Here is a 20,424-nt window from a genome sequence, read left to right as displayed (position 1 = left end):
AAGTCAGGACCAGCGGCGAAAGATCAGCGACGTGTTCACGCCGCCAAAGGCAAAGTTGTTGTTCATCACGTAGTCGTGGTGCATCTCGCGGAACCCGCCCTGCAGGTAGTCCAGCTCGCCGCATTGCGGGTCGACCGAATCCAGGTTGAAGGTGTGCACGTACTGGTTGCGGTTCATCATCTCGATGCTGAACCACGACTCCAGCGCGCCGCACGCTCCCAGGGTATGGCCGAGGAAGCTCTTCTGCGAGCTGATGGGCATGCGGCTGCCGAACAGGCTGCTGGTGGCCAGGGTCTCGGCGATGTCGCCCTGGTCGGTGGCGGTGCCGTGGCCATTGACGTAGCCAATGGCGTCCGGGGTCAGCCCCGCATCTTCCAGCGCCAGCTCCATGGCGCGACGCATGGTTTTCTGCTCCGGGCGCGTGGTGTGCTGGCCGTCGGCATTGCTGCCAAACCCGACCAGCTCGGCATGAATATGCGCGCCGCGTGCCAGGGCATGTTCCAGCTCTTCCAACACCAGCATGCCGCCGCCTTCACCGATCACCAGGCCATCACGGCCGCTGTCGTAGGGGCGTGGGCTGGTCTGCGGTGCGTCGTTTTTAAGGCTGGTGGCGTACAGCGCGTCGAACACCATGGCCTCAGTGGGGCACAGCTCTTCGGCGCCACCGGCGAGCATCAACGGCAGGCGCCCGAACTTGATCGCCTCGTAGGCATAGCCAATGCCCTGGCTGCCGCTGGTGCAGGCGCTGGACGTGGGAATCAACCGCCCGGTCAGGCCAAAGAAGATGCTGATATTCGCCGCCGTGGTGTGGGGCATCATGCGCACGTAGGAGTTGGCATTCAGCCCTTCGGCCACTGAGTTCAGCAGCATATTGCCGAACGCCTTGATCTCGTCCGTGCTGCCGGTGGACGAGCCGCAGGCCACGCCCATGCGCCCGTCCTTGATCGACTCGTCGCCCAGCAACCCGGCGTCCTGCAACGCCTGCTCGGCCGCCCACACGGCGAGACGCGACACCCGGCCCATGCTGCGCAGTTGCTTGCGTGTCCAGTGGGCGGGCACCACGAAATCATCAATCGGCCCAGCCAGGCGCGTGTTCAACTCGGTAAAACGGTCCCACTCGTCCATGCGCCGGATGCCGCTGCGGTTGGCGCGGAAATTCGCCGAGATGGTCTCCCAGTCGCCGCCCAGGGAGGTCATGCCGGCCATGCCGGTGACTACGACGCGCTTCATCAGCACAGGCCCCCGTTCACGGCCAGAACCTGGCGAGTGATATAGCCGGCCTCGGCCGACATCAGGAAGTTCACCGCGCCCGCCACTTCTTCCGGCGTGCCCATGCGCTGGGCCGGGATCATCTTCATCAATTCTTCCACCGGTACGTTTTCATCCAGCATGGCCGTATCGATCAAACCGGGGGCGACGCAGTTGACGGTGATCTTGCGCTTGCCCAATTCGATCGCCAGTGCCTTGGCTGCGCCGATCAGCCCGGCCTTGGAAGCACTGTAGTTGACCTGGCCACGGTTGCCGATCAACCCGGACACCGAGGTGATGCACACGATGCGCCCCGCGGCGCGACGGCGGATCATCGGCATCATCACCGGGTGCAGCACGTTGTAGAAACCGTCGAGGTTGGTGCGCATCACCACGTCCCAATCGTCCTCCGACAGGGCCGGGAACGCGCCGTCGCGAGTCAGGCCGGCGTTGAGCACCACGCCGTAATAGGCACCATGCAGTTCGACATCCGCTTCCAGGATGGCCTTGCACACCGCGCGGTCCGCCACATCGAATTGCAGCACGCGCGCCTTGCGGCCCAACGCCTCGATCTCGACCTGCACCGCGTCGGCTTCGGCACGACCGCTGCGGCAGTGCAGCACGATGTCATGCCCGGCCTGGGCCAGGCGCAGGGCAATGGCGCGGCCGATGCCACGGCTGGAGCCGGTGACCAGTACGGATTCAGTCATGGCGTTACGTCCTTCGATTCATCTAAATAGTTGGCCGCCTGGGGCGGTCGAAATACATTCAAGCGCGCGCTGGCCTGGATCCCGTCGCCGGTGAGGTGGCATTCGAACACACCCATGCCGTTGTCGTCTTCCAGAGAGCGCAGGCCGTGGATAGCCAGCTCGGCGCCTGCCGGAAACTGCGCGACATTGCACTCGAATTTACGGGTGCCGAGCAGGAAGCCCAGCTCCACGGCCTGGCCGTTCTGGCGCGCGCGGCAACCGGCATAGGCAGCGACACTTTGCGCCATCAGCTCGATGCCGACCCAGGCCGGCAGGCTGCCGTCCGGGCGGTTGAACAGGCCGCCGGGTTTTACGGTGGCGCGGGTGTGAATCTGCTCATCATCGAACGACAGCACCTGGTCGATCAGGATCATGTCGCCAGCGTGGGGCAGCAGTTCAGCGAGTGGCCAATCGATCATGGGGCCTCTCCGATAATCAGGCTGACATTGTTGCCGCCGAAGGCAAACGAGTTGCTCATCAGGCAGCGTTTTTCCAGGGTGTCGCCGCGGCGGGCCCAGTTCAAGGTCGGCAGCGCCGGGTCAGGCTGGGCGTCCCACACATGGGGCGGTACGCGGCCGTGGGTCAGGCTCAGCCAGCAGAACGCCGCTTCCAATGCACCGGCAGCACCGAGGGTATGGCCGCTCATGGGCTTGGTCGACGAGCAGGCCACGCCTTCGGTGAACAGGTGGGCGACGGCCAGGCTCTCCATGGCGTCGTTGTGTTGGGTCGCGGTGCCGTGCAGGTTCAGGTAGCCGATCTGCCCGGGCTGCAAATGGGCACTGGCCAGCGCCTTGCGCATCGATTGCAGCGCACCTTTGCCGCTGGGTTCGGGGGCGGAGATATGGTGCGCATCGCAACTGGCGCCGCTGCCCAGCAGAGCGATGGGGGCGGGTTCGCGACTCATGATGAACAGCACCGCCGCTTCGCCGATATTGATGCCGTTACGGTTCACCGAAAACGGGTTGCAGCGCTGATTCGATACCGCGTCCAGCGCGCTGAAGCCGTTGAGGGTCAATTTGCACAGGCTGTCTACGCCACCGCAGATGACCGCGTCGCAGATCCCTAGGTCGAGCAGGCGCCGGGCGCTCATCAGCGCGCGCGCACTGGAGGTGCACGCGGTGGAGATCACATAGGCCGGGCCGCTCAGTTGCAGCCAGTCGGCGAGGAAGTTGGCCGGGGCGCTGAGTTCCTGTTGCTGGTAGTCGTAGTCGCCGGGGAACTGATGTTCACGCAGGTAATGGCCGAGGCTGCGACTGGCTTCGTCGATGCCCGACGTGCTGGTGCCCAGCACAATGCCCACTCGCGACGGGCCGTAGGTGGCGATCGCCTGGCGTATCTCGCCTTCGATCTGCAGCGCTGCCTCGAGCAGCAGTTGATTATTGCGGCTGCTTTGCTGGCCCAGGTGCGCGGGAATGGCCGCCAGCGCGCCAGGCACACTGGCTACCGGCAAGACACGCTCGGGTACCCAGCCGCTTTCGGCGCGCATGCCGGAGCAGTCGCCGGCAAACAGGCTGCGGCTGACTTCGGCCTGGCCGCGGCCGAGGGCGCAGATCACGCCCAGGGCGTTGAGGTAGGCGGTCATTGCGCGGCTCCGAGCGGGGTAATGCGGTAACTCAGGGGCTGCCCGCTGATGTTCACGCTGAACACCTCGGAAGACTGGTAGACGATTTGCCAGTGACCCGGCAGGGTGCGTGTCAGGTCCCTGGCCTGGGCACCGGGATACAGCGCGCGCAGGTCATCGGCCGAGGCCAGTGCGAACAGCAACGCGGCAAACAGTTCGCGGGCCTGTGGATTGGGCGGCAGCAGACCATCGGCCTGCCAGTGCCCGTCGATGAGTTTTTGCCGCGCCTGGGGAATGCCCAGCGGGTCCATCATCGACCAGCGGATCCCGGCGCCTTCACGCTGGATCACCAGCAGCCAATCCTGACGCTGACCGTCGGCCAGGCGCTGCACGTGCAATTGCAGTGGCAACGCCAGGGCCGGGGTTTTCTCGGGCAGCGGTGGCTGGCTGGCGCACGCGCTCAGCATCAACAGGCAGCCGATCAACAGCAAACGCATCATGGTGCCGCACCCGCCAAGGGCTTGCGCGCCACGCAGTTCACCAGGGTTTCTTCGCGCTGGCCCACTGGCGGCGCCTTGCGCAGGCCCCAACGTTCCAACAGGCCAAAGTCACTGGAACGGCTCCACCACAAGTACGGGTACGAGACGTTCTGCGGGCCGAATTCAAAGCCCTGTTCGCGCAGCATCTGCAGGTACTCGTCGGCACTTTTCTGCACGTGCATGGGGTGGCGGAACAGCCAGCGGATCACCCAAGTGTCGATGTAGGCTTCGGTGGATTCGGCAAACAGCAGGTAGCCGCCCGGCTTGAGCACGCGGTAGAACTCTTTCAGCGCACGATGCTGCTCCACCAGATGGTGGAAGGTCTGGTGGCAGAATAGGATATCCACGCTCTCGTCTGCCACGTCGAGGGTCGCGCAGTCGCTGCCGACCAGCTCGATGTCCAGGCCCTGGCGTTTGGCTTCTTCGCGGCTCAGTTCCAGGCTGTGGGGGTCGGCGTCCAGGCCGATCAGGCGCGCGGGGGCGAACACCTGCTGCAGATACTGGAATGACTTGCCCTGGCCACACCCGGCGTCGAGCAACACCGGTGCTTCCGGCAGCGGGTCGCTGAACAGGCGGCGCAGGTCGTTGATTGCCACGCGCAGCACATGGTGCTGCCAGGTGTGGCTGCGCAGGAACCAGAAGCCGAATTTGGTTTCTTCGACGTAGTTTTTGCTCAGGTACTGACTGCTCATACCGGCTCACTCGCACAGATTTCCGACAACATCCGCAAGCGCCGCTTAGGCTCGCTGACAAACGGGTTGCGCTCATCCCACGCATAGCCGGCGAGGATCGAACAGATCATCCGGCGGATATCCGGCGAGCTGTCAGGGTGATAAATCACATCCTGGAAAGTGCCGGCGTACCAGCCTTCGACGTAGCAGCGGAAGGTGTCGACACCGCGCTTGAGCGGCTCGGCAAACTCGGTTTGCCAGTCCACGGTTTCGCCGCTCAGTTGGCGGTGCAGCAGGCCGGCAGCCATGCTCGCCGAACGCATGGCGATGGTTACGCCCGAGGAGAACACCGGGTCGAGGAATTCCGCCGCGTTGCCCAGCAGCGCAAAACCTGGCCCATGCAGGCTTTTGACGTTGGCCGCATAGCCACCGATGGTACGCGCCGGGGTATCCCACACGGCGTTTTGCAGCACGCCGGACAGGCTCGGGGTTTCGGCGATGAAGCCGCGCAGGCAGGCGTCGAGGTCGCCATCGCGGCCGTCGAAATGCTTCTTGGCCGCGACCACGCCCACCGAGCAGCGACCGTTGCTGAACGGGATGGTCCAGAACCAGACGTCCCGGTGGGTCGGGTGGGTGGTGACGAGGATCTTGGTGCGGTCGAAGCCCGGGTGTTCGATGCGGTCTTCAATGTGGGTGAACACCGCCTGGCGTACCGGGAAGTCCGACGGCAGGTCCAGGTCCAGCAGGCGCGGCAACACGCGGCCGTAGCCGCTGGCGTCGAGCACGAACCTGGCCTTGAGGTGGTATTCGCTGCCGTTTTCGCGGCGTACATGCAGGTAGCGGCTGTCGCCATTGAAATCGACGCCGACGATGGTTTCGCCGTAGCGGATCTCGACGCCTTGCAGCGCGGCCTGGTCGGCCAGCAACTTGTCGAACTCACCGCGTTGCACCTGGAAGGTAGTCGGTTTGCCGTTGCTGAACGTATCGCTGAAATCAAACGCGCTGTAGCGCTCGCCCCAGGCGAATGCCGCGCCGGTTTTCAGCTGGAAACCGGCGGCTTGCACGGCGTCGAGCATGCCGGCTTCTTCGATGAAGTCGATGCAGTGGGACAGCAGGCTTTCGCCAATCGAGAAGCGCGGAAAATGCTGGCGCTCGATGATCAGTACATCATGCCCTTTGCGCTTGAGCAGCGCGGCGGCGATGGCTCCGGACGGGCCGGCACCGATCACCACGACCTGGCGGCGTTCCATTTCAACTGTGGGCACGAGGGCTCCTTGCCGCATTGGCGATAATCCGATTCATAAGGCGTGTTTCTGTTGCCCGGCCCAAGGCGCCAGCATAAAGCTGAATGCCAGGCCAAGGCTGACCGATAAGCCGAAATTGCTCACGGCGGGCGTACTGGACACCGCCAGCAGGCCGAACGACAACCAGGTCGTCAACGCCGCCAGCAGTGTGCCTAAAAGACTGACCGCAGGCCCGCCGATCTGCTCGCGCATCAGGATCGCGTAGTCGACGCTGATGGCGGTGACCAGCAGCAACCCGAACAGGCTGAACAGCGTCAGCGGCTGGCCCAGCCAACCCAGGCTGGCGAGGCTGCACAATGCGGCCAGCAGCGGCAGGGCGACGATGCGCAAGGCACCGCCGAAGCCGAACGGCGCGATGAGCAACAGCACGATCAGCACGCACGACATCAACTTCAATTCGGCCGCACTGACTTGGGTGTCGGCGAACACCCGATTCAAATCCCCCAGGCGATCCACCAGTTGCACCCCCGGCAAATCCAGCGCCTGCACGCGCAACAGCGCCGGATTGTTCAGGCCTTGCAGGCTGACCATGGCCGCCACGCCGCCGTCCACCGGGCCCAGCCACAGCGTGCGCCAAGGCTCGGCCAGCGGGCCTTGCAGTGCGGCGTCAATGTCTTGAGTGGGCAGCGCCTGCAGGTGCGCGACTTCGGCGTGCAGCGCGCTGGCAGGAACGCCGAGGTCCAGCAGCGGTTGCCAGTGTTGCGCCAGGGTGTTCAGCGCATCGCGAAGCTGTTGTTGCTCGGCAGGCAGGCTGAGCAGTTGGTTGAGCGACAGGTAGCCTTGCAACTTGTCCATGTTGACCAGTTGGTCCAGCCGCTGGGCCAGCGCGCTCTCGCGCTCCAGCAACTGCTGTTGGTTATCGGCACGCACCAGGAAGAATTGGCTGGTGGGCTGGAACCCGGTAATCCGTGCCACGGCCTGCGCTTCTTGCAGCAATTGCGGCGGTGCGCCGATCCACTGGCGAATATCGTTCTTGCTGTTGAGCTGCCACAGCCCGCCGGCGCAAAACAGCAACAGCAGCGCCAGCAGTGCCGGGCTCGGCACGCGGGTGAGCAGGGACGCCCGCAGTTGCCACAAACCTTCGGCGATCCGCAGCGGCCACTGCGCCGGGCGCAGTTCCACGCCCTTGAGCAGCGCCGGCAGCAGGCACACGGCTGACAGGTAAGCGCCGACAAGCCCGGCGGCGGAGAACACCGCAATTTGCGTCAGCGCCGGAAACGGTGTCCAGGCCAGTGCCAGGTAGCCGATGCAACTGGTGGCCAGGCTCAGGCTCAGGCCCGGCAGCGTCAAGCGCAACGCCGGCCAGCTGCGCCAAGGCTTCAGGCTCCAGCTCTTGGACAGGTAATGCAGCGGGTAATCCACAGCCACGCCGATCAGGCTGGAGCCCAGCACCAGGGTCATCACATGCATGTGGCCGAACAGCGCCACGCAGGCGACCGCCCCAAACAGCATGCCCACCAGCACCGGTACGAAGGCCAGCAACACGCGCCAGCGGCGAAAGGCGAGCAACAGCAACAGCAGGATGCCGACCGTCGCACCGCCGCCTACCCAGGTGATCTCCCGTGTGGCCTGTTGCTGACCATTGGCCGCATAGAGCAGGCCGCTGGCGGCGAGCAGTTGTGCGCCGTGTTCGGCGGCCTGTTCGCGACTGGCCTGTAGAAGGTCCGCCACGTGTAGTGGCAGTTTCATATCGAAGGCATTGCCGGTGGTGCGCGCACGTAGCAGCACCCAACTCTTGCCGTCGGCGTCAGCGATCAGCGCGCCGCTGCCGATGTCCAGTTGCACCGAGCCGTGCTGCGGCTGGCTGTTCTGGATGCGTCCGGTGAGCCCCAGCCAATCGTCCTGGCTCGGCACCAGGCTGAAGCCGGTGAAGGGGTCGAACAGGGCTTGCACGCGTTGCTGGATGAACGCGTCGGGCTGGTGGATCAGTTGCTCACGGTCTTTGGCCGCGAGCATCGCCAGGCGTCCGCGCAGCAACTGTTCACGCAGTGCCGGCAAGTCGGCTTGCAGGTTCCATTGCACCTTTTCAAACAGGCCGCTGGCGTGCCATTGCTCACCCAATTGTTGTGCCACGGTCACGGCTTGCTGGCGGTCGGCATGACCCACCAGCACCAGTATTTCGCGGTTCAGTGGTTCCTGCATGCGCTGTTCGGCTTGCAGTTCCAGGGCGTCCGGCGTGTTGCCCGGCACCAGCTCCATCAGGTTGGCCGATAGCGGCGCGCCATGGCGCCACTGCCAGCCGGCCAGGGCCAGCACGGCCACCAGCAGGGTCAGGAACAGGCGCGGCAACAGACGCTCACTGGGCAAAGTCGTGTTGCTCCGCATCGCTCAGGGGCAGGTCGGCCTTGCTGTCCTGCATGCGCAGCACAGTGCTGTCGCCCTGGGTCTCCAGCAATTCGATTTTTTGCACCAGCGCGCCGCCGTCGATATTGATCTGGGTGAAGACTTGCTTGAGCAGCAGCGAGCGTGGGATCAGGGTCAATGTCCATTGCTTGGCCTCGCCTTGCAGCTGTAATTCAAAGTCACGCTGCAAACCGCTGCTGTCGCCCTGCAGCACGGCAAGGAATAGCCGGTTCTGCTCGGCGCCGGCGCTCTTGTTGGGCAGCAATTGCCAGCCATTGGCGTCACGACGGGCAATGCCTTGGGCGCTGATGCGGTAGTCCTGTTGCAGAGGCGTTTTCAGCAGCCACAGCAGACCGTGGTCTTTGGCCAGGACGAAGGTGCCTTTGCTGACGAGGGGTTGGGGCAGGGCGCGCAGGTGTTTTTCCTGGGTGAAGCTGCCGTGGATCACTGAGGGCTTGGCCAACTGATCGCTCAATTGCTGCAAGTCAAAGGCGTGCGCGCTAAAGCTCAAGAACAACCCGATCAATAATGTGGAAGCGGGCTTGCCCGCGATGAACCTGAGGACGCTGCGGATTATCAGGCGGATTGCGTTATCGTTGACGTCCATCGGGGGCACTCCCACATGGGATCTCATTTCAAGGCGACCTCTACGGCGTTGGTGAAGACGTTGGGGGAGGCCAACTGCATCTCGCGGCTGGCGACCTCCACTGCCACTTGGACGGTACTGGCACGGGTCAGGCGCTCGCCGCTGGCAAGGTCGGTAATCAGGTAATTGACCTTCAAACGGTTCTCCCACTCCACCAGGCTGGCGCGCACGTTGATGGTCTGGCCGAACACCGCGCCGCGCACGTAGCGCAGCTGCATGTCGATCACCGGCCAGGCGTAGCCCGACTCCAGCATCTGCGTGTAGTTGTGGCCGATCTTGTCGAGTAGCGCGCAGCGCGCCACTTCCAGGTACTTCACGTAGTGCCCGTGCCAGACGACGTTCATGGTGTCGACGTCAAAAAACGGCACGAGGATTTCAGTGTCGCAATGCAATACGCCGGCGCTACGCATGCAGCCTCCAGTGTTGCTCGGCGATGCGTTGCAGGCACAGGCGCAGCTCGCCTTCGAGGGCACGGTCTTCGATGACCGGCGGGAAGTCTTTTGCCAGTTCTTCATGCATCGCGGCCAATGCGGGTGGCAGCGGGCGTGCACCCTCGGCCTGGGCTCGCAGCCACACGCCCTGGTTGGCGGCCAGCAGGGTGGCGGCGGCGACCTGTTCGGTCAGCTCCAGCACGCGGATCGCATCGCGGGCGGCGATGGTGCCCATGCTCACCTTGTCCTGGTTGTGGCACTCGGTGGAGCGCGAGAACACGCTGGCCGGCATGGTGTTTTTCAACGCTTCGGCAGTCCAGGCGCTGGTGCCGATCTGCACGGCCTTGAAGCCGTGGTTGATCATCGCGCGATCGGCGGGCGCGCCGGACAGGTTGCTTGGCAGGCCATGGTTGTAGCGCACGTCCACCAGCAGGGCCAGTTGCCGGTCAAGCAGGTCGGCGACGTTGGCCACCAACGTCTTGAGGCTGTCCATGGCGAACGCGATGTGGCCGCCGTAGAAGTGGCCGCCATGCAGCACGCGTTCTTCTTCGGCGTCGATGATCGGGTTGTCGTTGGCGCTGTTGAGTTCGATCTCGATGAACGAACGCAGCCAGCTCAGGCTGTCGGCCAGCACGCCGAGGACGTGCGGCGCGCAGCGCAGCGAGTAGCGGTCCTGCAGGCGATGCAGGGGCGCGGTCGGCGCGTCGATGGCCAGGTCTTTGCGCAACCAGGCGGCGACTTGCATCTGACCCGGGTGCGGCTTGGCGGCGAACAGGCGCTCGTCGAAATGTTCCGGGTTGCCTTGCAACGCCACCACGTTCAACGCGGTGATGCGCGTGGCCAGTTGCAGCAGGTAGTCGGCGCGGGCGAAGGCGAGGCAGGCGAGGCCGGTCATCACGGCCGTGCCGTTCATCAGCGCCAGGGCTTCCTTGGGACGCAGCACCAGCGGCTCCCAGCCCAGTTCGCGGTGCACATCGGCGGCCTGGCGGCGTTCGCCACGGAACATCACGTCGCGCTCGCCGGACAGGGTCGCGGCCACGTAGGACAACGGGGTCAGGTCACCGCTGGCACCCACCGAGCCTTCTTCCGGGATCAGCGGCAGCACGTCGTGTTCGAGGAACGCGTGCAAGCGCTCCAGCAATTCCACGCGCACACCGGACACGCCGTGGCATAGCGACTGCAAGCGCGCGGCCAGCACGGCGCGGGTGGCTTGGGCGTCGAGCAACTTGCCCAGGCCGCAACCGTGGAAGGTGTACAGGTGACGGGGCAAGGCCTCGACGTGCTGCAACGGCACGGCCACCACGCAGGAGTCGCCGTAGCCGGTGGTGACGCCGTAAATCACGCCTTCCTTGTCCAGCAGCGAGTCGAGAAACTGCGCGCCCTTGGCGATGCGCTGGCGATACGCGGCATCACCCTGCAATTGGGTGGGCGCCTGACGGTTGGCCAGGGCCAGTACGTCTTCGATGCGCAGAGGGCGTTCGCCAAAGGTTACCGGCTCAAGATGCGTCGTCATCGGTCTTCCAGAAAGGGTAAAAGTTGAACCATTGTTGGGGGGCTTCCAGGCAGAACTGGCCCAGGCGTGCGGCGTAGCGCGCGGTCCACAGGGCTATGACCTGCTCGCGGGTGCTGCGTTTCCACTCGATCATGTCGGCGAAAGGCTCAATGCTCAGGCGATAGCGGCCTTCATGCTTGAGGCACATCAGCAGGTTCACCGGGCATTTGAGCAGCCCGGCCAGCAGCCACGGGCCCTGGGGGAAGGCGGCGTCATGGCCGAGGAAGTCCACCCGCACCGTGCGCCCGCCGTGCAGGGGCACGCGGTCGCCGGCGATGGCCAGCCACTCGCCGTCGTCCAGGCGCTGGCTGAGCAGCAGCATGGTCGCCGGGTCCAGCTCACTGACCTGGATCAGGCGCAAATGGGTCGCACCGGCTTCGCCGAGCAGGCGGTTGAATTGTTCGGCGTGCTTGGTGTGCACCAGCACGTTCATGGTGACCTGTTCGCCTATCTCGGCGAGGGCGCGGCACACTTCGAGATTGCCCAGGTGCGCGCCCACCAGCATCTGCCCGCGTTCGCCACGCAGTTGCCCGCGCAATTGCGCCGGGTCGTTGATTTCGATCTGCTCAAGACGCAGCTTGCCGTTCCACACGTCGAGCTTGTCGAGCAACGAGTCGGCGAAGGCCATGAACTGGCCGAAGACTTTCCAGTGGCTGGGGCGCAGTTCATCACGCCCGCTCCAGTCGGCCAGGCGCTGCTGGTATTGCCAGGCGCTCTGGCGCGCAGTGCGGCCGAACAGGAAAAAGTACAGAACGATGCCGTAGAGCACCGGGCTGAGCAGTCGGCGGCCCAGCACTTTGGCAGCGAATGCGGTGAGCTTCATCAGCCAGTAGCTGCCGCGCTCCTCGCGGTCGGCCCAGTGTTTGTTGCGGTCGCTCATGCCTGCCACCGTCGCCACAGGATCATCGGTGCGCGTACCAGCATGCCGAAGAACAGCCGCGTGTGCATGGCCGAGATGCGCACGTTGTCGCGGAACAGACGAAAGTGCGACAGGCCGTCGGCGGGGTAGTGCACCTGCGTCGGCAGCCAGCGCATCGGCTGGTTGCGCCACGCCAGGCGCACCAGGATGTCGGAGTCGAAATCCATGCGCGTGCCGATATACGCGCTGTTCATCAAGGCCAGCGTGGGGGCCAGCGGGTAGACGCGAAAGCCGCACATCGAGTCGCGGATCTGCAGCGACAGCGTGTTGATCCACACCCACACGTGGGTGAGGTAGCGCGCGTACAGGCGGCCTTTGGGCACGCTGTCGTCGTATTCGGGGTAGCCGCAGATGACGGCCTCGGGGTGCCGGCGCGAGGTGTCGAGGAAGGTCTCGACTTCACGCAGGTCGTGCTGGCCGTCGGCGTCCACTTGCAAGGCGTGGCTGAACCCCAGGCGCGCGGCTTCGCGGAAACCGGCCATGACGGCACCGCCTTTGCCCTGGTTGGTGGGCAGGGTCAGCAGGGTGACGTGGTCCAGGCTGGCCAATTGCGCCAGTACCTGCGCGCAAGCCGGGCTGCTGCCGTCGTCCACCAACAGGCAGGGCAGGCCGCTGTTCAACAGGCTGTGGACCACGGCCGGCACGGCGGCTTCGTGGTTGTAGACCGGGATCAGCGCGCAGGGGTTATGCATCGACGGTCTCCAGCAATATCCGGCCGCTGGAGCAGGCCGCAACCCCGTTGCGATAGGCGAAGTAAAGCTTGCCGCGTTCGCGGTCAAACCGCAGGTGCAGTTCAATTGCATCGCCGGGGCGTACCAGTTGCTGGAACTTGAGCACTTCCATGCCGGCGAAGGTTGCCGGCAAATCGAGCAATTGCTGGCCCAGGTTGAACGCCCATTCCACCTGCACCACGCCGGGCAGCACCGGGGTGACGGGGAAGTGGCCGCTGAAGTAGGCCAGGTCTGGCGGGACGCTCAGTTGCAGGGTCCATTCGCCATTGGCCTCGACCTGCGCCAGTACTTCCGGCGATTTAGGCCGGGGTGCCAGCAGCAGTGCCTCGACCTGCGCCTGGGGCAATTTGCCTTGGCTGGTCAGGGGTAGCTGCCTCAGCAATCGCCAGCGACGCGGTAGCGCCAGGGCTTCGCAATGCTGGCTCAAGTGCTGGCGCAGGGTTTGGGTGAGTGCGCGACGCCCCTGATTGCGCAGGGCATGCAGGCCTTCGCCACTCAGCACCACCAGGGCGCCGAGGGAGGCGCGGTTTTCCTGCACCACCCCCAGGCGGGTTTCGGCGACCCACGGGTGGGCCATCAGCGCCTGTTCGAGCATGGGCAGTGAGATGCGTTTTTCTTCCAGCTTGACGATGCGGTCCAGGCGGCCCAATAGCTCGAAACGGCCATCTGAATGAATGCGGGCGGCGTCGGCGGTCTGTTCAATGTGCCCTTGCGGCAGATAAGGCGATGCAATGCGCAGTGCGCCGTCGGCGTCCTGGCTCAGTTGCACGTCCGCGAAGGGTTCCCAGGGTTGCGCGCCCTGGCGCCAGGCGATGCCGCCGGTTTCCGAGCTGCCGAGGATTTCCGTCGGCCACTGCTGCAAGCGGTCGTACAGGCTGCCGGCGGCTTCCACCGGCAGCGCGCCACCTGAGGAAAACACCCGCGCTACGCGGCTCAGCGCGGGCCAGTCGAGGTTGTCGCCCATGCGCTTGAGCAGCGCCGGGCTGGCGACCCAGGCGAATGAGGTGTGTTCACGGCTGGCGCGCTGCAAGTCCTCGGGGAAGGCCAGTTGCGTGCGCACGAAGCGGCGACCGGCACACAGCGGCCACAACACGCGAAACAGCAGGCCGTAGATATGCTGCGTGGCGACGCTGCCGATGATGCACGCGTCCTTGAGGTCTGCGCCCCACAGGGTTTCCAGCGCCTGGACTTCATTGGCGAGCTGGCGCAGGGACTTGTCGATGCGCTTGGGTTCGCCGCTGGAGCCGGAGGTGCACAGGCTCAATTGGCAGGCGTCGAGGTCGAGGGCGGCGCCGCTCAGTGGAGCTTGGTAAAGCCCGTCGAGGTCGGCGGCTTCGGTCAGCCAGGCATCGACCGCGCCATCCCAGCGCTGGCGGGTCTGGGGTTGCAGGTCGGCCGCCAGCAGCACGCGGGTGCCGGCGCGCCAGGCGCCCAGCAGGGCAATCGCCAGCAGGCCGGCATCTTCCAGGTGCACGGCCAGGCGTTGGATGCCGCGCGCCTGCAAGCCCGCCGCCAGGCGCAGGGATTGCTCCCACAGTTGGGCATGATTCATCTCAGGTTCGGTGGTGACCAAACGCTGTTGCAGCGGCTCAAGCAGCACGTGCTCAAGTTTCAACCCATTCATACGCGGCCTCGAACCCTTTGTCGTACCAGCCATTCCACGGCAAACAACAACCCCATCAGCCCGTAGGCGATCAGGCCGTTGTACAACGTCCACCAGCTCAGCGGCGCCCATAGGGTGAGGGCGGCGGCAAGCAGGCCATTACACAGAAAAAACACGCTCCACACCACGGTCACCTGGCGTGTGTATACGATCGCGTGGGGCGGCAACTGCGGATCGGTGATGCGCGCCAGGCGCTCCACCATCGGCGGGCCATATTTGAGGCTCAGCCCGAACAGCGACAACATGAACGCGCTCACTAGGCTCGGGTACCAGCGCAACAGGTGCGGGTTGTCGAACCAGGCCAGCAGCAGGCAGAACACGATCACCGCCACCGCCATCCAGCGGCTGCCGGGGCGACGTGCACCGGTGAGCGCACGCAGCAGCCACAGGCTGCCCAGCAGCAGCCCGAATTGCCACGGCGCAAAGTGTTCGGTGCCGTAATACACCGCAAAAGGGTACAGCAGCCCCGCCAACAACAGGCCCAGGCCGATCAGCCGGCTCATGCGGCCGGTTGCACCAGGCGGTACACCGCCTCAACCACGTCGTTCACTGTGCGCACCGCCTTGAATTCTTCGGCAGCGATCTTCTTGCCGGTCTTGCGCTTGATGTGGTCGATCAGGTCCACGGCATCGATGCTGTCGATTTCCAGGTCCTGATACAGGTTGGCGTCCAGGGTGACGCGCTCCGGTGGCAGTTCAAACAGTTCCACCAAGGCTTCGCGCAGGGTGTTGAAAATATCGTCACGAGTTTGCATGGTCCGGTCTCAAGCTGCCTGTCGGGCCGTGACGAACGCCGCGAGGCTGGCCACGTTGGTGAAGTGATTGCGTGTGTCCTTGGCGTCGGCATCGATTTTTATGCCGTACTTTTTCTGGATCGCCAGGCCCAATTCCAGGGCATCCACCGAATCCAGGCCCAGGCCTTCGCCAAACAGGGTCTGATCGCTACCGATATCGTCGACGCTGATATCTTCCAGGCCCAGGGCCTCGATGATCAGTGTCTTTATGTCGTACTCAAGGCGTTGTTGGTCGCTCATCTTCGGCGAGCTCCTTAATAAAATAGTGGTGCAGGTAATCGTTGAGCTTGCGTGACGCCTGGGGCGCGGGCCCCAATGCGGCGAACGCCTGTGGTTCTATATCGGCACCCACGCGCAAACTGAAGTGCACACGGCATTTTGGGATGCGATACCAGGGTTCGGCCTTGGTCAGGGTGGTCGGGCTGACCTTGATCACTACGGGGGTGATGATTGTCGCACCCCGCAGCGCAATGGCGGCGCCGCCGCGATGAAAGGCGGGCGCTGCGCCCGGCGTGGTGCGGGTGCCTTCGGGAAAAATGATCAGCGTCTGGCCGGCTTGCAGGGCACCCGCGGCGGCATCGAGCATCTCGGCGCTGCCATCGTTGCTAATGTAGTCGGCGTCGCGCACCGGCCCGCGGGTGAAGGGGTTCTGCCACAGGCTTTGCTTGACCACGCAGTTGGCCTGGCGCACCAGGCCGATCAGGAACACCACGTCGATCAGCGACGGGTGGTTGGCGATGATCATCTGGCCTGGGCGGCCGAGCTTTTCTGCGCCTTCGACGGTGTAGGTGAGCACCCCGGCGCGCTGCATCAGGCGAATGAAGAACCAGAACAACCAACTGATGGTGTGGCGGGCGCGGCTGCGGTGTTTTTCGGTGCTGCCTGGCAGGCAACTGAGCAGCGGGAACACCAGCAAGCGCAGGCACAGCCCACCGAAACCGAACAGCGCGAAGCTCGCGGCGGTGGCGATCAGGCGCCAGTAATAGGCGTCCCGCGGCTTGTCGGTCATGGCTTGCGTTGCCAGTTCCATACACGGTTCTTCCAGGCATGTTGGCAGGCGCCCTGATCGGTGAGCAGGGTGCGCAGCAGGTTCAGGGCGTGGGGCCACTGGGTTTGAGTGGCTTGGACAGTGCCCGCGCTCAATTCCAGCTGCCATTCGTCGCCCGGCGTCAGCAACAGGCCGAGGGCATAGGGGAACGGCACATCCTGGATCCAGCTGGCATATGCCTCAGGCGGCTGCTCTTCGGTAATCACCAGCAGCACCGCCGGCGCGCCTTCGTCAAGCAGCGCGGCGGCTTCGAGCAGGCCGTGCTCCAGGCCGTCGCCGGCGGCGGCGAGGGCGGTCATTTCGGCGGTTTCGTTACGCAGGATCGACCACAGGCCGATCACTGCGTTATGCACCGACAGGCTGAACTGGGTAGGCGACAGCGGTTCGTCCTTCGCCAGGTCGCTGAGGATATCGAGGGTGCGCGGGGTTTCGCCGTGCCGGGAGATGAACACCAGCGGCAGGTCCGCGAGGCCTTCGGCCAGCGGCCAGCCCACGCTGAAGGCCATGCGCGCCAGGCGGCTGAGGCGCCGGCGCTGCATGGCAGGCAGGAACGATACATCGGGAGACAGTTCGCTGACAGGCAGCAACACCGGGGCCTGGCACCAGGCGTGCCAGTCGTCCGCGCTTTCCAGGCCAGGAGCCCACGCGCGCCATTGGGCGATGTTGAAAGTGATCACTGAGACGTTATCCCGCCCCTGCGGGCTTCCATGTGCGGCTTTTGGCCCCGAAATCCGGGACTGGGAGCAATAGCCGAATGGCGCGCATTATCCCGGTGCCGCGGGGTTCTAGCAAACTTTGGTAAAGAATTGTTCACGGCTGATTACGGTACGCAGGCGAAGGTGTGTGGATTGTCCTTTACCTGAGGCCGGGTTGGATTGTCGGACCGTTCTTTTTAATCTGTCGGTGTCGGACGATAGCCAGGGTGCCGATGTTGTGACGCGTGGATCATCGAGGTAGCTAACAGGCGCTTTTGCCCTCTACACTCGGACATTCATTGATACACGGAGGTTTTTCCATGCGGCGCGTGGTGTTCAATCAGAAAGGCGGCGTGGGCAAGTCCAGCATTGCCTGCAACCTGGCAGCGGTCAGCGCCAGCGAAGGCTATCGAACCCTGTTGGTGGACCTCGATGCGCAAGCCAACTCCACTCAGTACCTCACGGGCCTGACGGGTGACGACATCCCCATGGGGATCGCGGATTTTTTCAAGCAGACCCTGTCTTCCGGGCCGTTTTCGAAGAAGAACCGTGTCGATATCTACGAAACGCCGTTCGATAACCTGCACGTCATCACGGCGACCCCGGAGCTGGCGGACCTGCAGCCCAAGCTCGAGGCCAAGCACAAGATCAACAAGCTGCGAAAGCTGCTGGATGAATTGAGCGAAGACTACGACCGTATTTACCTGGATACCCCGCCGGCGTTGAACTTCTATGCGGTTTCAGCGCTGATCGCAGCTGATCGTGTATTGATCCCCTTTGATTGCGACAGTTTCTCGCGCCAGGCGTTGTATGGCCTGCTGGCCGAAATCGAAGAACTGAAGGAAGACCATAACGAAGGCCTAGAAGTGGAAGGCATCGTGGTCAACCAGTTCCAGGCCCGGGCGACGTTGCCGCAACAGATGCTCGATGAGCTGATTGCCGAAGGGTTGCCGGTACTGCCCGTGTACCTGGCCAGTTCGGTGCGCATGCGTGAGTCGCACCAGGAGAGCAAGCCGCTGATCCACCTGGACCCACGGCACAAGCTGACGCAGCAGTTCGTCGACCTGCACAACCTGCTGGAAAACGCGTGATCCGAAAGGCAGCGCGAACCTCAAGTTGAAATGCGATCCGTGTGGGAGGGGGTGTTGCCCCCTCCCACATTTGATCTGTGTCGCTTTCAGGGGCGGTTACACACCCTGGCTGCGCAGCCACGCCATCAGCTGTGGCAACGGGAACGCCCCGCTCTGGCGCGCCACTTCGCGGCCGTTCTTGAACAGAATCAAACTGGGAATCGAGCGAATCCCCAACTGGGCCGACAGCTGCTGATTGGCCTCGCTGTCCAGCTTGGCCAGCCGGCACTTGCCCTCCAACTGCCCAGCCGCTTGTTCGAACACCGGCGCAAACGATTTGCACGGCCCGCACCAGTCGGCCCAGACATCCACCAGCAACGGCAAATCGCCTTTTATCTGACTGGCATAGTCGCCCTGTTTCAGCTCGAACGGCTTGTTCAACAAAACCGGCTGTTTGCAGCGCCCACAGTTGGGCGCATCCCCCAGGCGTTCGCCGGGGATGCGGTTGAGGCCGTTGCAGTGGGGGCAGGGGATGACGAGAGGTTCGGGCATGGTTGGGCTCCAACAAAAACAGTCAGTGAACCTCAATGTGGAGTCGGGCGAAGACGTTATCAAGTTCTAAAGCGGTGTTGCATAGGCGCACAGATTTTTGCGTGCCGATTGCGCATACCTACCTAGGCTGTGAACGCGTGTTCGACACAGCGCCACCGGTCCGATCGGCTCTATAGCAAATTGCGATAGGGATGTTGCATGCGCGTGATTGAGGTCAATGATGCAGGAACATGGTTTGACCCAAAGTGATTTGCCTGGCGTCGGTGCTCAATCGGTTGTCTCAGAAATCCTTAGTGGAAAACGCCAGCTGAACGTTCGGCAGATTCGTTGGCTGGCGGAGTTCTTCAAGGTGCCTGTGGACATGTTCATCTGATCACGAGCAACGTGGAAGGTGATCTTCGGGATATGCCTCCTACGACGAACAACTAATCTCCAAATGCTTACCCCAGTCCGGCGGCCGCTGTGCGTATTGCTCCATGCCCGCTTGTTCCTCGAACGGCCTGGAAAGCACCTCATGCAGTCGCCGTACCTCGCTGTAATCCCCTGACTCGGCGGCCGCGATGGCGTTTTGCGCCAGGTAGTTGCGCAGGATATACAGCGGGTTCACCGCATGCATTCGCGCACGGCGCTGTTCCTCGTTGTGTTCACCATCCCGTTCAACGCGCGCCGTGTACTGCCCGGCCCAGGCATCAAACCCGGCCAGGTCCACAAAGTCATCACGCAACCGCGCCACGGCGAGCGCTGCCGATTCATCCCCCAGGCGGCGGAAGAACAGGGTGTAATCCACGCCGCTGTTCTGCATCAGCTTCAATAACCGTTCGACCAACTGCTGGTCATCGTCTTCGGCGGTGGTCAGCCCCAGGCGGCGGCGCATCAGGTCCAGGTAGTTAGCCTGGTAAAGCGGCAAGTACAGCCCAAGCGCTTCTTTCAAGGCGTCGACGCTGATGAACGGCGTCAACGCTTGCGCGAGTGCGCTGAGGTTCCACTGCCCGATCGGCACCTGGTTGCTGAAGGAATAACGCCCTTCATGGTCCGAATGGTTGCAGATGAAGTGCGCGTCGAAGTCGTCCAGGAACGCAAACGGGCCGAAGTCAAAGGTGATGCCCAGGATCGACAGGTTGTCGGTGTTCATCACGCCGTGGCAGAAGCCATAGGCTTGCCACTTGGCGATCAGCTCGGCGTTGCGCTCGACGATTTCGCGGAACATCGCCAGATACGGTTCAGGCTGTTCCTGACATTCGGGGTAGTGCAGGGCCAGCACGTGCTGCGCCAGCTCGGCCAGTTGTTCGTGTTTCTGGGTGTAGTAGAAGTATTCGAAATGACCGAAGCGAATGTGGCTGGGCGCCATGCGCAGAACCATCGCGCCACGCTCCTGCTTTTCGCGCCACACTGGCGTGTCGGAACCGATCACGCACAGTGCGCGACTGCTGGGGATGCCCAGTGCGTGCAGCGCTTCGGACGCCAGAAACTCACGGATCGACGACCGCAGCACGGCGCGACCATCGCCAGTGCGTGAGTAGGGCGTCATCCCGGCGCCCTTGAGATGCAGGTCCCAGTGCTCGCCCGCTGCGTTATACACCTCGCCCAGCAACAACCCGCGGCCATCACCCAGTTGCGGCGTGTACCCGCCAAACTGATGCCCGGAATAGACCATCGCCCGCGGTTCTGCCTCGGCCCACAGCGTGTGGCCGCCAAACAGCTCGGCAAATACCGGCGTCTGGGCCACCGTCGGGTCAAGGTCGAGCAGCGCCATGGCGGCATTGCTCGCTACCACCAGGCGCGGTGCGTCGAGGGGCTCAGGTAGAACGTGGGTTGAGAACGCGTCGCCCAGGCGTGCGAAGCGGTTGTCGAAGGTCAGTTCGTCGAGGGCTTTCACCGGCCATCTCCAGCAGAATGTCCGAGCATTCTG

22 protein-coding genes and 1 pseudogene are annotated in these 20,424 nt (G+C 63.8%); 2 read left to right on the top strand and 21 right to left on the bottom strand.

Annotated elements, in window-relative coordinates:
- Positions 1–3: 3 nt before the first annotated feature.
- From CQ041_RS12205 to CQ041_RS12115, 19 genes are read right to left on the bottom strand one after another with little or no spacing between them, the layout of a single operon-like run.
- A complete protein-coding gene (locus CQ041_RS12205) occupies positions 4–1,230 on the bottom strand; it encodes a beta-ketoacyl-ACP synthase (protein ID WP_105522226.1) in 1,227 nt (408 codons plus the stop codon).
- Entirely contained in the window at positions 1,230–1,958 is a 729-nt protein-coding gene (fabG, locus tag CQ041_RS12200; protein WP_105522088.1) for a 3-oxoacyl-ACP reductase FabG, read from the bottom strand. Before fabG ends, CQ041_RS12205 begins: the two co-directional genes overlap by 1 nt.
- Positions 1,955–2,416 carry a hotdog family protein gene (locus CQ041_RS12195; RefSeq protein ID WP_105522087.1) on the bottom strand — a complete coding sequence of 154 codons (462 nt, stop codon included), beginning with the start codon at positions 2,414–2,416 and terminating at the stop codon, positions 1,955–1,957. The genes fabG and CQ041_RS12195 overlap by 4 nt, the downstream gene beginning before the upstream one ends.
- Positions 2,413–3,579 (bottom strand): beta-ketoacyl-[acyl-carrier-protein] synthase family protein, encoded by a 1,167-nt coding sequence (locus CQ041_RS12190; RefSeq protein WP_105522086.1) that lies wholly within the window; start codon positions 3,577–3,579, stop codon positions 2,413–2,415. The genes CQ041_RS12195 and CQ041_RS12190 overlap by 4 nt, the downstream gene beginning before the upstream one ends.
- Positions 3,576–4,058, bottom strand: a complete 483-nt coding sequence (locus tag CQ041_RS12185; RefSeq protein ID WP_105522085.1) for a hypothetical protein — start codon at positions 4,056–4,058, stop codon at positions 3,576–3,578. The genes CQ041_RS12190 and CQ041_RS12185 overlap by 4 nt, the downstream gene beginning before the upstream one ends.
- Positions 4,055–4,789: a class I SAM-dependent methyltransferase gene (locus CQ041_RS12180; protein WP_105522084.1), complete on the bottom strand. Its 735-nt coding sequence runs from the start codon at positions 4,787–4,789 to the stop codon at positions 4,055–4,057. Before CQ041_RS12180 ends, CQ041_RS12185 begins: the two co-directional genes overlap by 4 nt.
- A complete protein-coding gene (locus CQ041_RS12175; protein WP_177429384.1) occupies positions 4,786–6,033 on the bottom strand; it encodes an NAD(P)/FAD-dependent oxidoreductase in 1,248 nt (415 codons plus the stop codon). Before CQ041_RS12175 ends, CQ041_RS12180 begins: the two co-directional genes overlap by 4 nt.
- A 33-nt stretch (positions 6,034–6,066) precedes the next feature.
- Positions 6,067–8,397, bottom strand: a complete 2,331-nt coding sequence (locus CQ041_RS12170; RefSeq protein ID WP_105522082.1) for an MMPL family transporter — start codon at positions 8,395–8,397, stop codon at positions 6,067–6,069.
- Positions 8,369–9,022, bottom strand: a complete 654-nt coding sequence (locus CQ041_RS12165) for an outer membrane lipoprotein carrier protein LolA (RefSeq protein ID WP_105522081.1) — start codon at positions 9,020–9,022, stop codon at positions 8,369–8,371. The genes CQ041_RS12170 and CQ041_RS12165 overlap by 29 nt, the downstream gene beginning before the upstream one ends.
- Before the next feature lie 23 nt (positions 9,023–9,045).
- A complete protein-coding gene (locus CQ041_RS12160; protein ID WP_105522080.1) occupies positions 9,046–9,471 on the bottom strand; it encodes a thioesterase family protein in 426 nt (141 codons plus the stop codon).
- The gene (gene hutH / locus CQ041_RS12155; RefSeq protein WP_105522079.1) at positions 9,464–11,005 is read right to left on the bottom strand and encodes a histidine ammonia-lyase; all 1,542 of its coding nucleotides are present in this window, start codon (positions 11,003–11,005) and stop codon (positions 9,464–9,466) included. Before hutH ends, CQ041_RS12160 begins: the two co-directional genes overlap by 8 nt.
- Positions 10,989–11,924 carry a glycosyl transferase gene (locus CQ041_RS12150; RefSeq protein WP_105522078.1) on the bottom strand — a complete coding sequence of 312 codons (936 nt, stop codon included), beginning with the start codon at positions 11,922–11,924 and terminating at the stop codon, positions 10,989–10,991. The genes hutH and CQ041_RS12150 overlap by 17 nt, the downstream gene beginning before the upstream one ends.
- A complete protein-coding gene (locus CQ041_RS12145; protein WP_105522077.1) occupies positions 11,921–12,655 on the bottom strand; it encodes a glycosyltransferase family 2 protein in 735 nt (244 codons plus the stop codon). The genes CQ041_RS12150 and CQ041_RS12145 overlap by 4 nt, the downstream gene beginning before the upstream one ends.
- Entirely contained in the window at positions 12,648–14,318 is a 1,671-nt protein-coding gene (locus CQ041_RS12140; protein WP_105522076.1) for an acyl-CoA synthetase family protein, read from the bottom strand. The genes CQ041_RS12145 and CQ041_RS12140 overlap by 8 nt, the downstream gene beginning before the upstream one ends.
- Positions 14,315–14,860 (bottom strand): hypothetical protein, encoded by a 546-nt coding sequence (locus CQ041_RS12135; protein WP_105522075.1) that lies wholly within the window; start codon positions 14,858–14,860, stop codon positions 14,315–14,317. Before CQ041_RS12135 ends, CQ041_RS12140 begins: the two co-directional genes overlap by 4 nt.
- Positions 14,857–15,111, bottom strand: coding sequence for an acyl carrier protein (locus CQ041_RS12130; RefSeq protein WP_105522074.1), 255 nt, complete (start codon positions 15,109–15,111; stop codon positions 14,857–14,859). Before CQ041_RS12130 ends, CQ041_RS12135 begins: the two co-directional genes overlap by 4 nt.
- A gap of 9 nt (positions 15,112–15,120) precedes the next feature.
- Positions 15,121–15,390 (bottom strand): phosphopantetheine-binding protein, encoded by a 270-nt coding sequence (locus CQ041_RS12125; protein ID WP_105522073.1) that lies wholly within the window; start codon positions 15,388–15,390, stop codon positions 15,121–15,123.
- On the bottom strand, positions 15,368–16,180 hold the full coding sequence (locus tag CQ041_RS12120) for a 1-acyl-sn-glycerol-3-phosphate acyltransferase (protein ID WP_105522072.1): 813 nt from the start codon (positions 16,178–16,180) through the stop codon (positions 15,368–15,370). Before CQ041_RS12120 ends, CQ041_RS12125 begins: the two co-directional genes overlap by 23 nt.
- Positions 16,156–16,875: a beta-ketoacyl synthase chain length factor gene (locus CQ041_RS12115; protein ID WP_105522071.1), complete on the bottom strand. Its 720-nt coding sequence runs from the start codon at positions 16,873–16,875 to the stop codon at positions 16,156–16,158. The genes CQ041_RS12120 and CQ041_RS12115 overlap by 25 nt, the downstream gene beginning before the upstream one ends.
- Positions 16,876–17,213: 338 nt before the next feature.
- Here CQ041_RS12115 and CQ041_RS12110 point away from each other — a divergent pair, with 338 nt between their 5' ends.
- On the top strand, positions 17,214–17,984 hold the full coding sequence (locus CQ041_RS12110; protein ID WP_105522070.1) for a ParA family protein: 771 nt from the start codon (positions 17,214–17,216) through the stop codon (positions 17,982–17,984).
- Between the two features lie 96 nt (positions 17,985–18,080).
- Here the strand turns inward: CQ041_RS12110 and trxC are convergent, their stop codons facing one another.
- Positions 18,081–18,515 (bottom strand): thioredoxin TrxC, encoded by a 435-nt coding sequence (trxC, locus tag CQ041_RS12105; protein WP_105522069.1) that lies wholly within the window; start codon positions 18,513–18,515, stop codon positions 18,081–18,083.
- Positions 18,516–18,723: 208 nt separating this feature from the next.
- On the opposite strand from trxC, the pseudogene CQ041_RS12100 reads away from it, so the two are divergent.
- Positions 18,724–18,888: pseudogene (locus CQ041_RS12100) on the top strand (type II toxin-antitoxin system HigA family antitoxin); the annotation flags it as partial.
- A gap of 39 nt (positions 18,889–18,927) precedes the next feature.
- Here CQ041_RS12100 and selO read toward each other — a convergent pair.
- Complete coding sequence (selO, locus tag CQ041_RS12095) at positions 18,928–20,391, bottom strand: protein adenylyltransferase SelO (protein ID WP_105522068.1); 1,464 nt, start codon at positions 20,389–20,391, stop codon at positions 18,928–18,930.
- Positions 20,392–20,424 lie beyond the last annotated feature (33 nt).

Origin of the sequence: Pseudomonas sp. MYb60 (assembly GCF_002979555.1) — a bacterium.
Taxonomy (GTDB): domain Bacteria; phylum Pseudomonadota; class Gammaproteobacteria; order Pseudomonadales; family Pseudomonadaceae; genus Aquipseudomonas.
Note: the sequence above shows the minus strand (reverse complement) of the source record. Positions and strands in the feature narration are given on the sequence as shown.

Excerpts from the sequence above, each read along its gene's own strand:
- CQ041_RS12205 (WP_105522226.1), bottom strand. The coding sequence starts at position 1,230 with ATGAAGCGCGTCGTAGTCACCGGCATGGCCGGCATGACCTCCCTGGGC.
- fabG (WP_105522088.1), bottom strand. The coding sequence starts at position 1,958 with ATGACTGAATCCGTACTGGTCACCGGCTCCAGCCGTGGCATCGGCCGC.
- CQ041_RS12195 (WP_105522087.1), bottom strand. The coding sequence starts at position 2,416 with ATGATCGATTGGCCACTCGCTGAACTGCTGCCCCACGCTGGCGACATG.
- CQ041_RS12190 (WP_105522086.1), bottom strand. The coding sequence starts at position 3,579 with ATGACCGCCTACCTCAACGCCCTGGGCGTGATCTGCGCCCTCGGCCGC.
- CQ041_RS12185 (WP_105522085.1), bottom strand. The coding sequence starts at position 4,058 with ATGATGCGTTTGCTGTTGATCGGCTGCCTGTTGATGCTGAGCGCGTGC.
- CQ041_RS12180 (WP_105522084.1), bottom strand. The coding sequence starts at position 4,789 with ATGAGCAGTCAGTACCTGAGCAAAAACTACGTCGAAGAAACCAAATTC.
- CQ041_RS12170 (WP_105522082.1), bottom strand. The coding sequence starts at position 8,397 with ATGCGGAGCAACACGACTTTGCCCAGTGAGCGTCTGTTGCCGCGCCTG.
- CQ041_RS12165 (WP_105522081.1), bottom strand. The coding sequence starts at position 9,022 with ATGGACGTCAACGATAACGCAATCCGCCTGATAATCCGCAGCGTCCTC.
- CQ041_RS12160 (WP_105522080.1), bottom strand. The coding sequence starts at position 9,471 with ATGCGTAGCGCCGGCGTATTGCATTGCGACACTGAAATCCTCGTGCCG.
- hutH (WP_105522079.1), bottom strand. The coding sequence starts at position 11,005 with ATGACGACGCATCTTGAGCCGGTAACCTTTGGCGAACGCCCTCTGCGC.
- CQ041_RS12150 (WP_105522078.1), bottom strand. The coding sequence starts at position 11,924 with ATGAGCGACCGCAACAAACACTGGGCCGACCGCGAGGAGCGCGGCAGC.
- CQ041_RS12145 (WP_105522077.1), bottom strand. The coding sequence starts at position 12,655 with ATGCATAACCCCTGCGCGCTGATCCCGGTCTACAACCACGAAGCCGCC.
- CQ041_RS12140 (WP_105522076.1), bottom strand. The coding sequence starts at position 14,318 with ATGAATGGGTTGAAACTTGAGCACGTGCTGCTTGAGCCGCTGCAACAG.
- CQ041_RS12135 (WP_105522075.1), bottom strand. The coding sequence starts at position 14,860 with ATGAGCCGGCTGATCGGCCTGGGCCTGTTGTTGGCGGGGCTGCTGTAC.
- CQ041_RS12130 (WP_105522074.1), bottom strand. The coding sequence starts at position 15,111 with ATGCAAACTCGTGACGATATTTTCAACACCCTGCGCGAAGCCTTGGTG.
- CQ041_RS12125 (WP_105522073.1), bottom strand. The coding sequence starts at position 15,390 with ATGAGCGACCAACAACGCCTTGAGTACGACATAAAGACACTGATCATC.
- CQ041_RS12120 (WP_105522072.1), bottom strand. The coding sequence starts at position 16,180 with ATGGAACTGGCAACGCAAGCCATGACCGACAAGCCGCGGGACGCCTAT.
- CQ041_RS12110 (WP_105522070.1), top strand. The coding sequence starts at position 17,214 with ATGCGGCGCGTGGTGTTCAATCAGAAAGGCGGCGTGGGCAAGTCCAGC.
- trxC (WP_105522069.1), bottom strand. The coding sequence starts at position 18,515 with ATGCCCGAACCTCTCGTCATCCCCTGCCCCCACTGCAACGGCCTCAAC.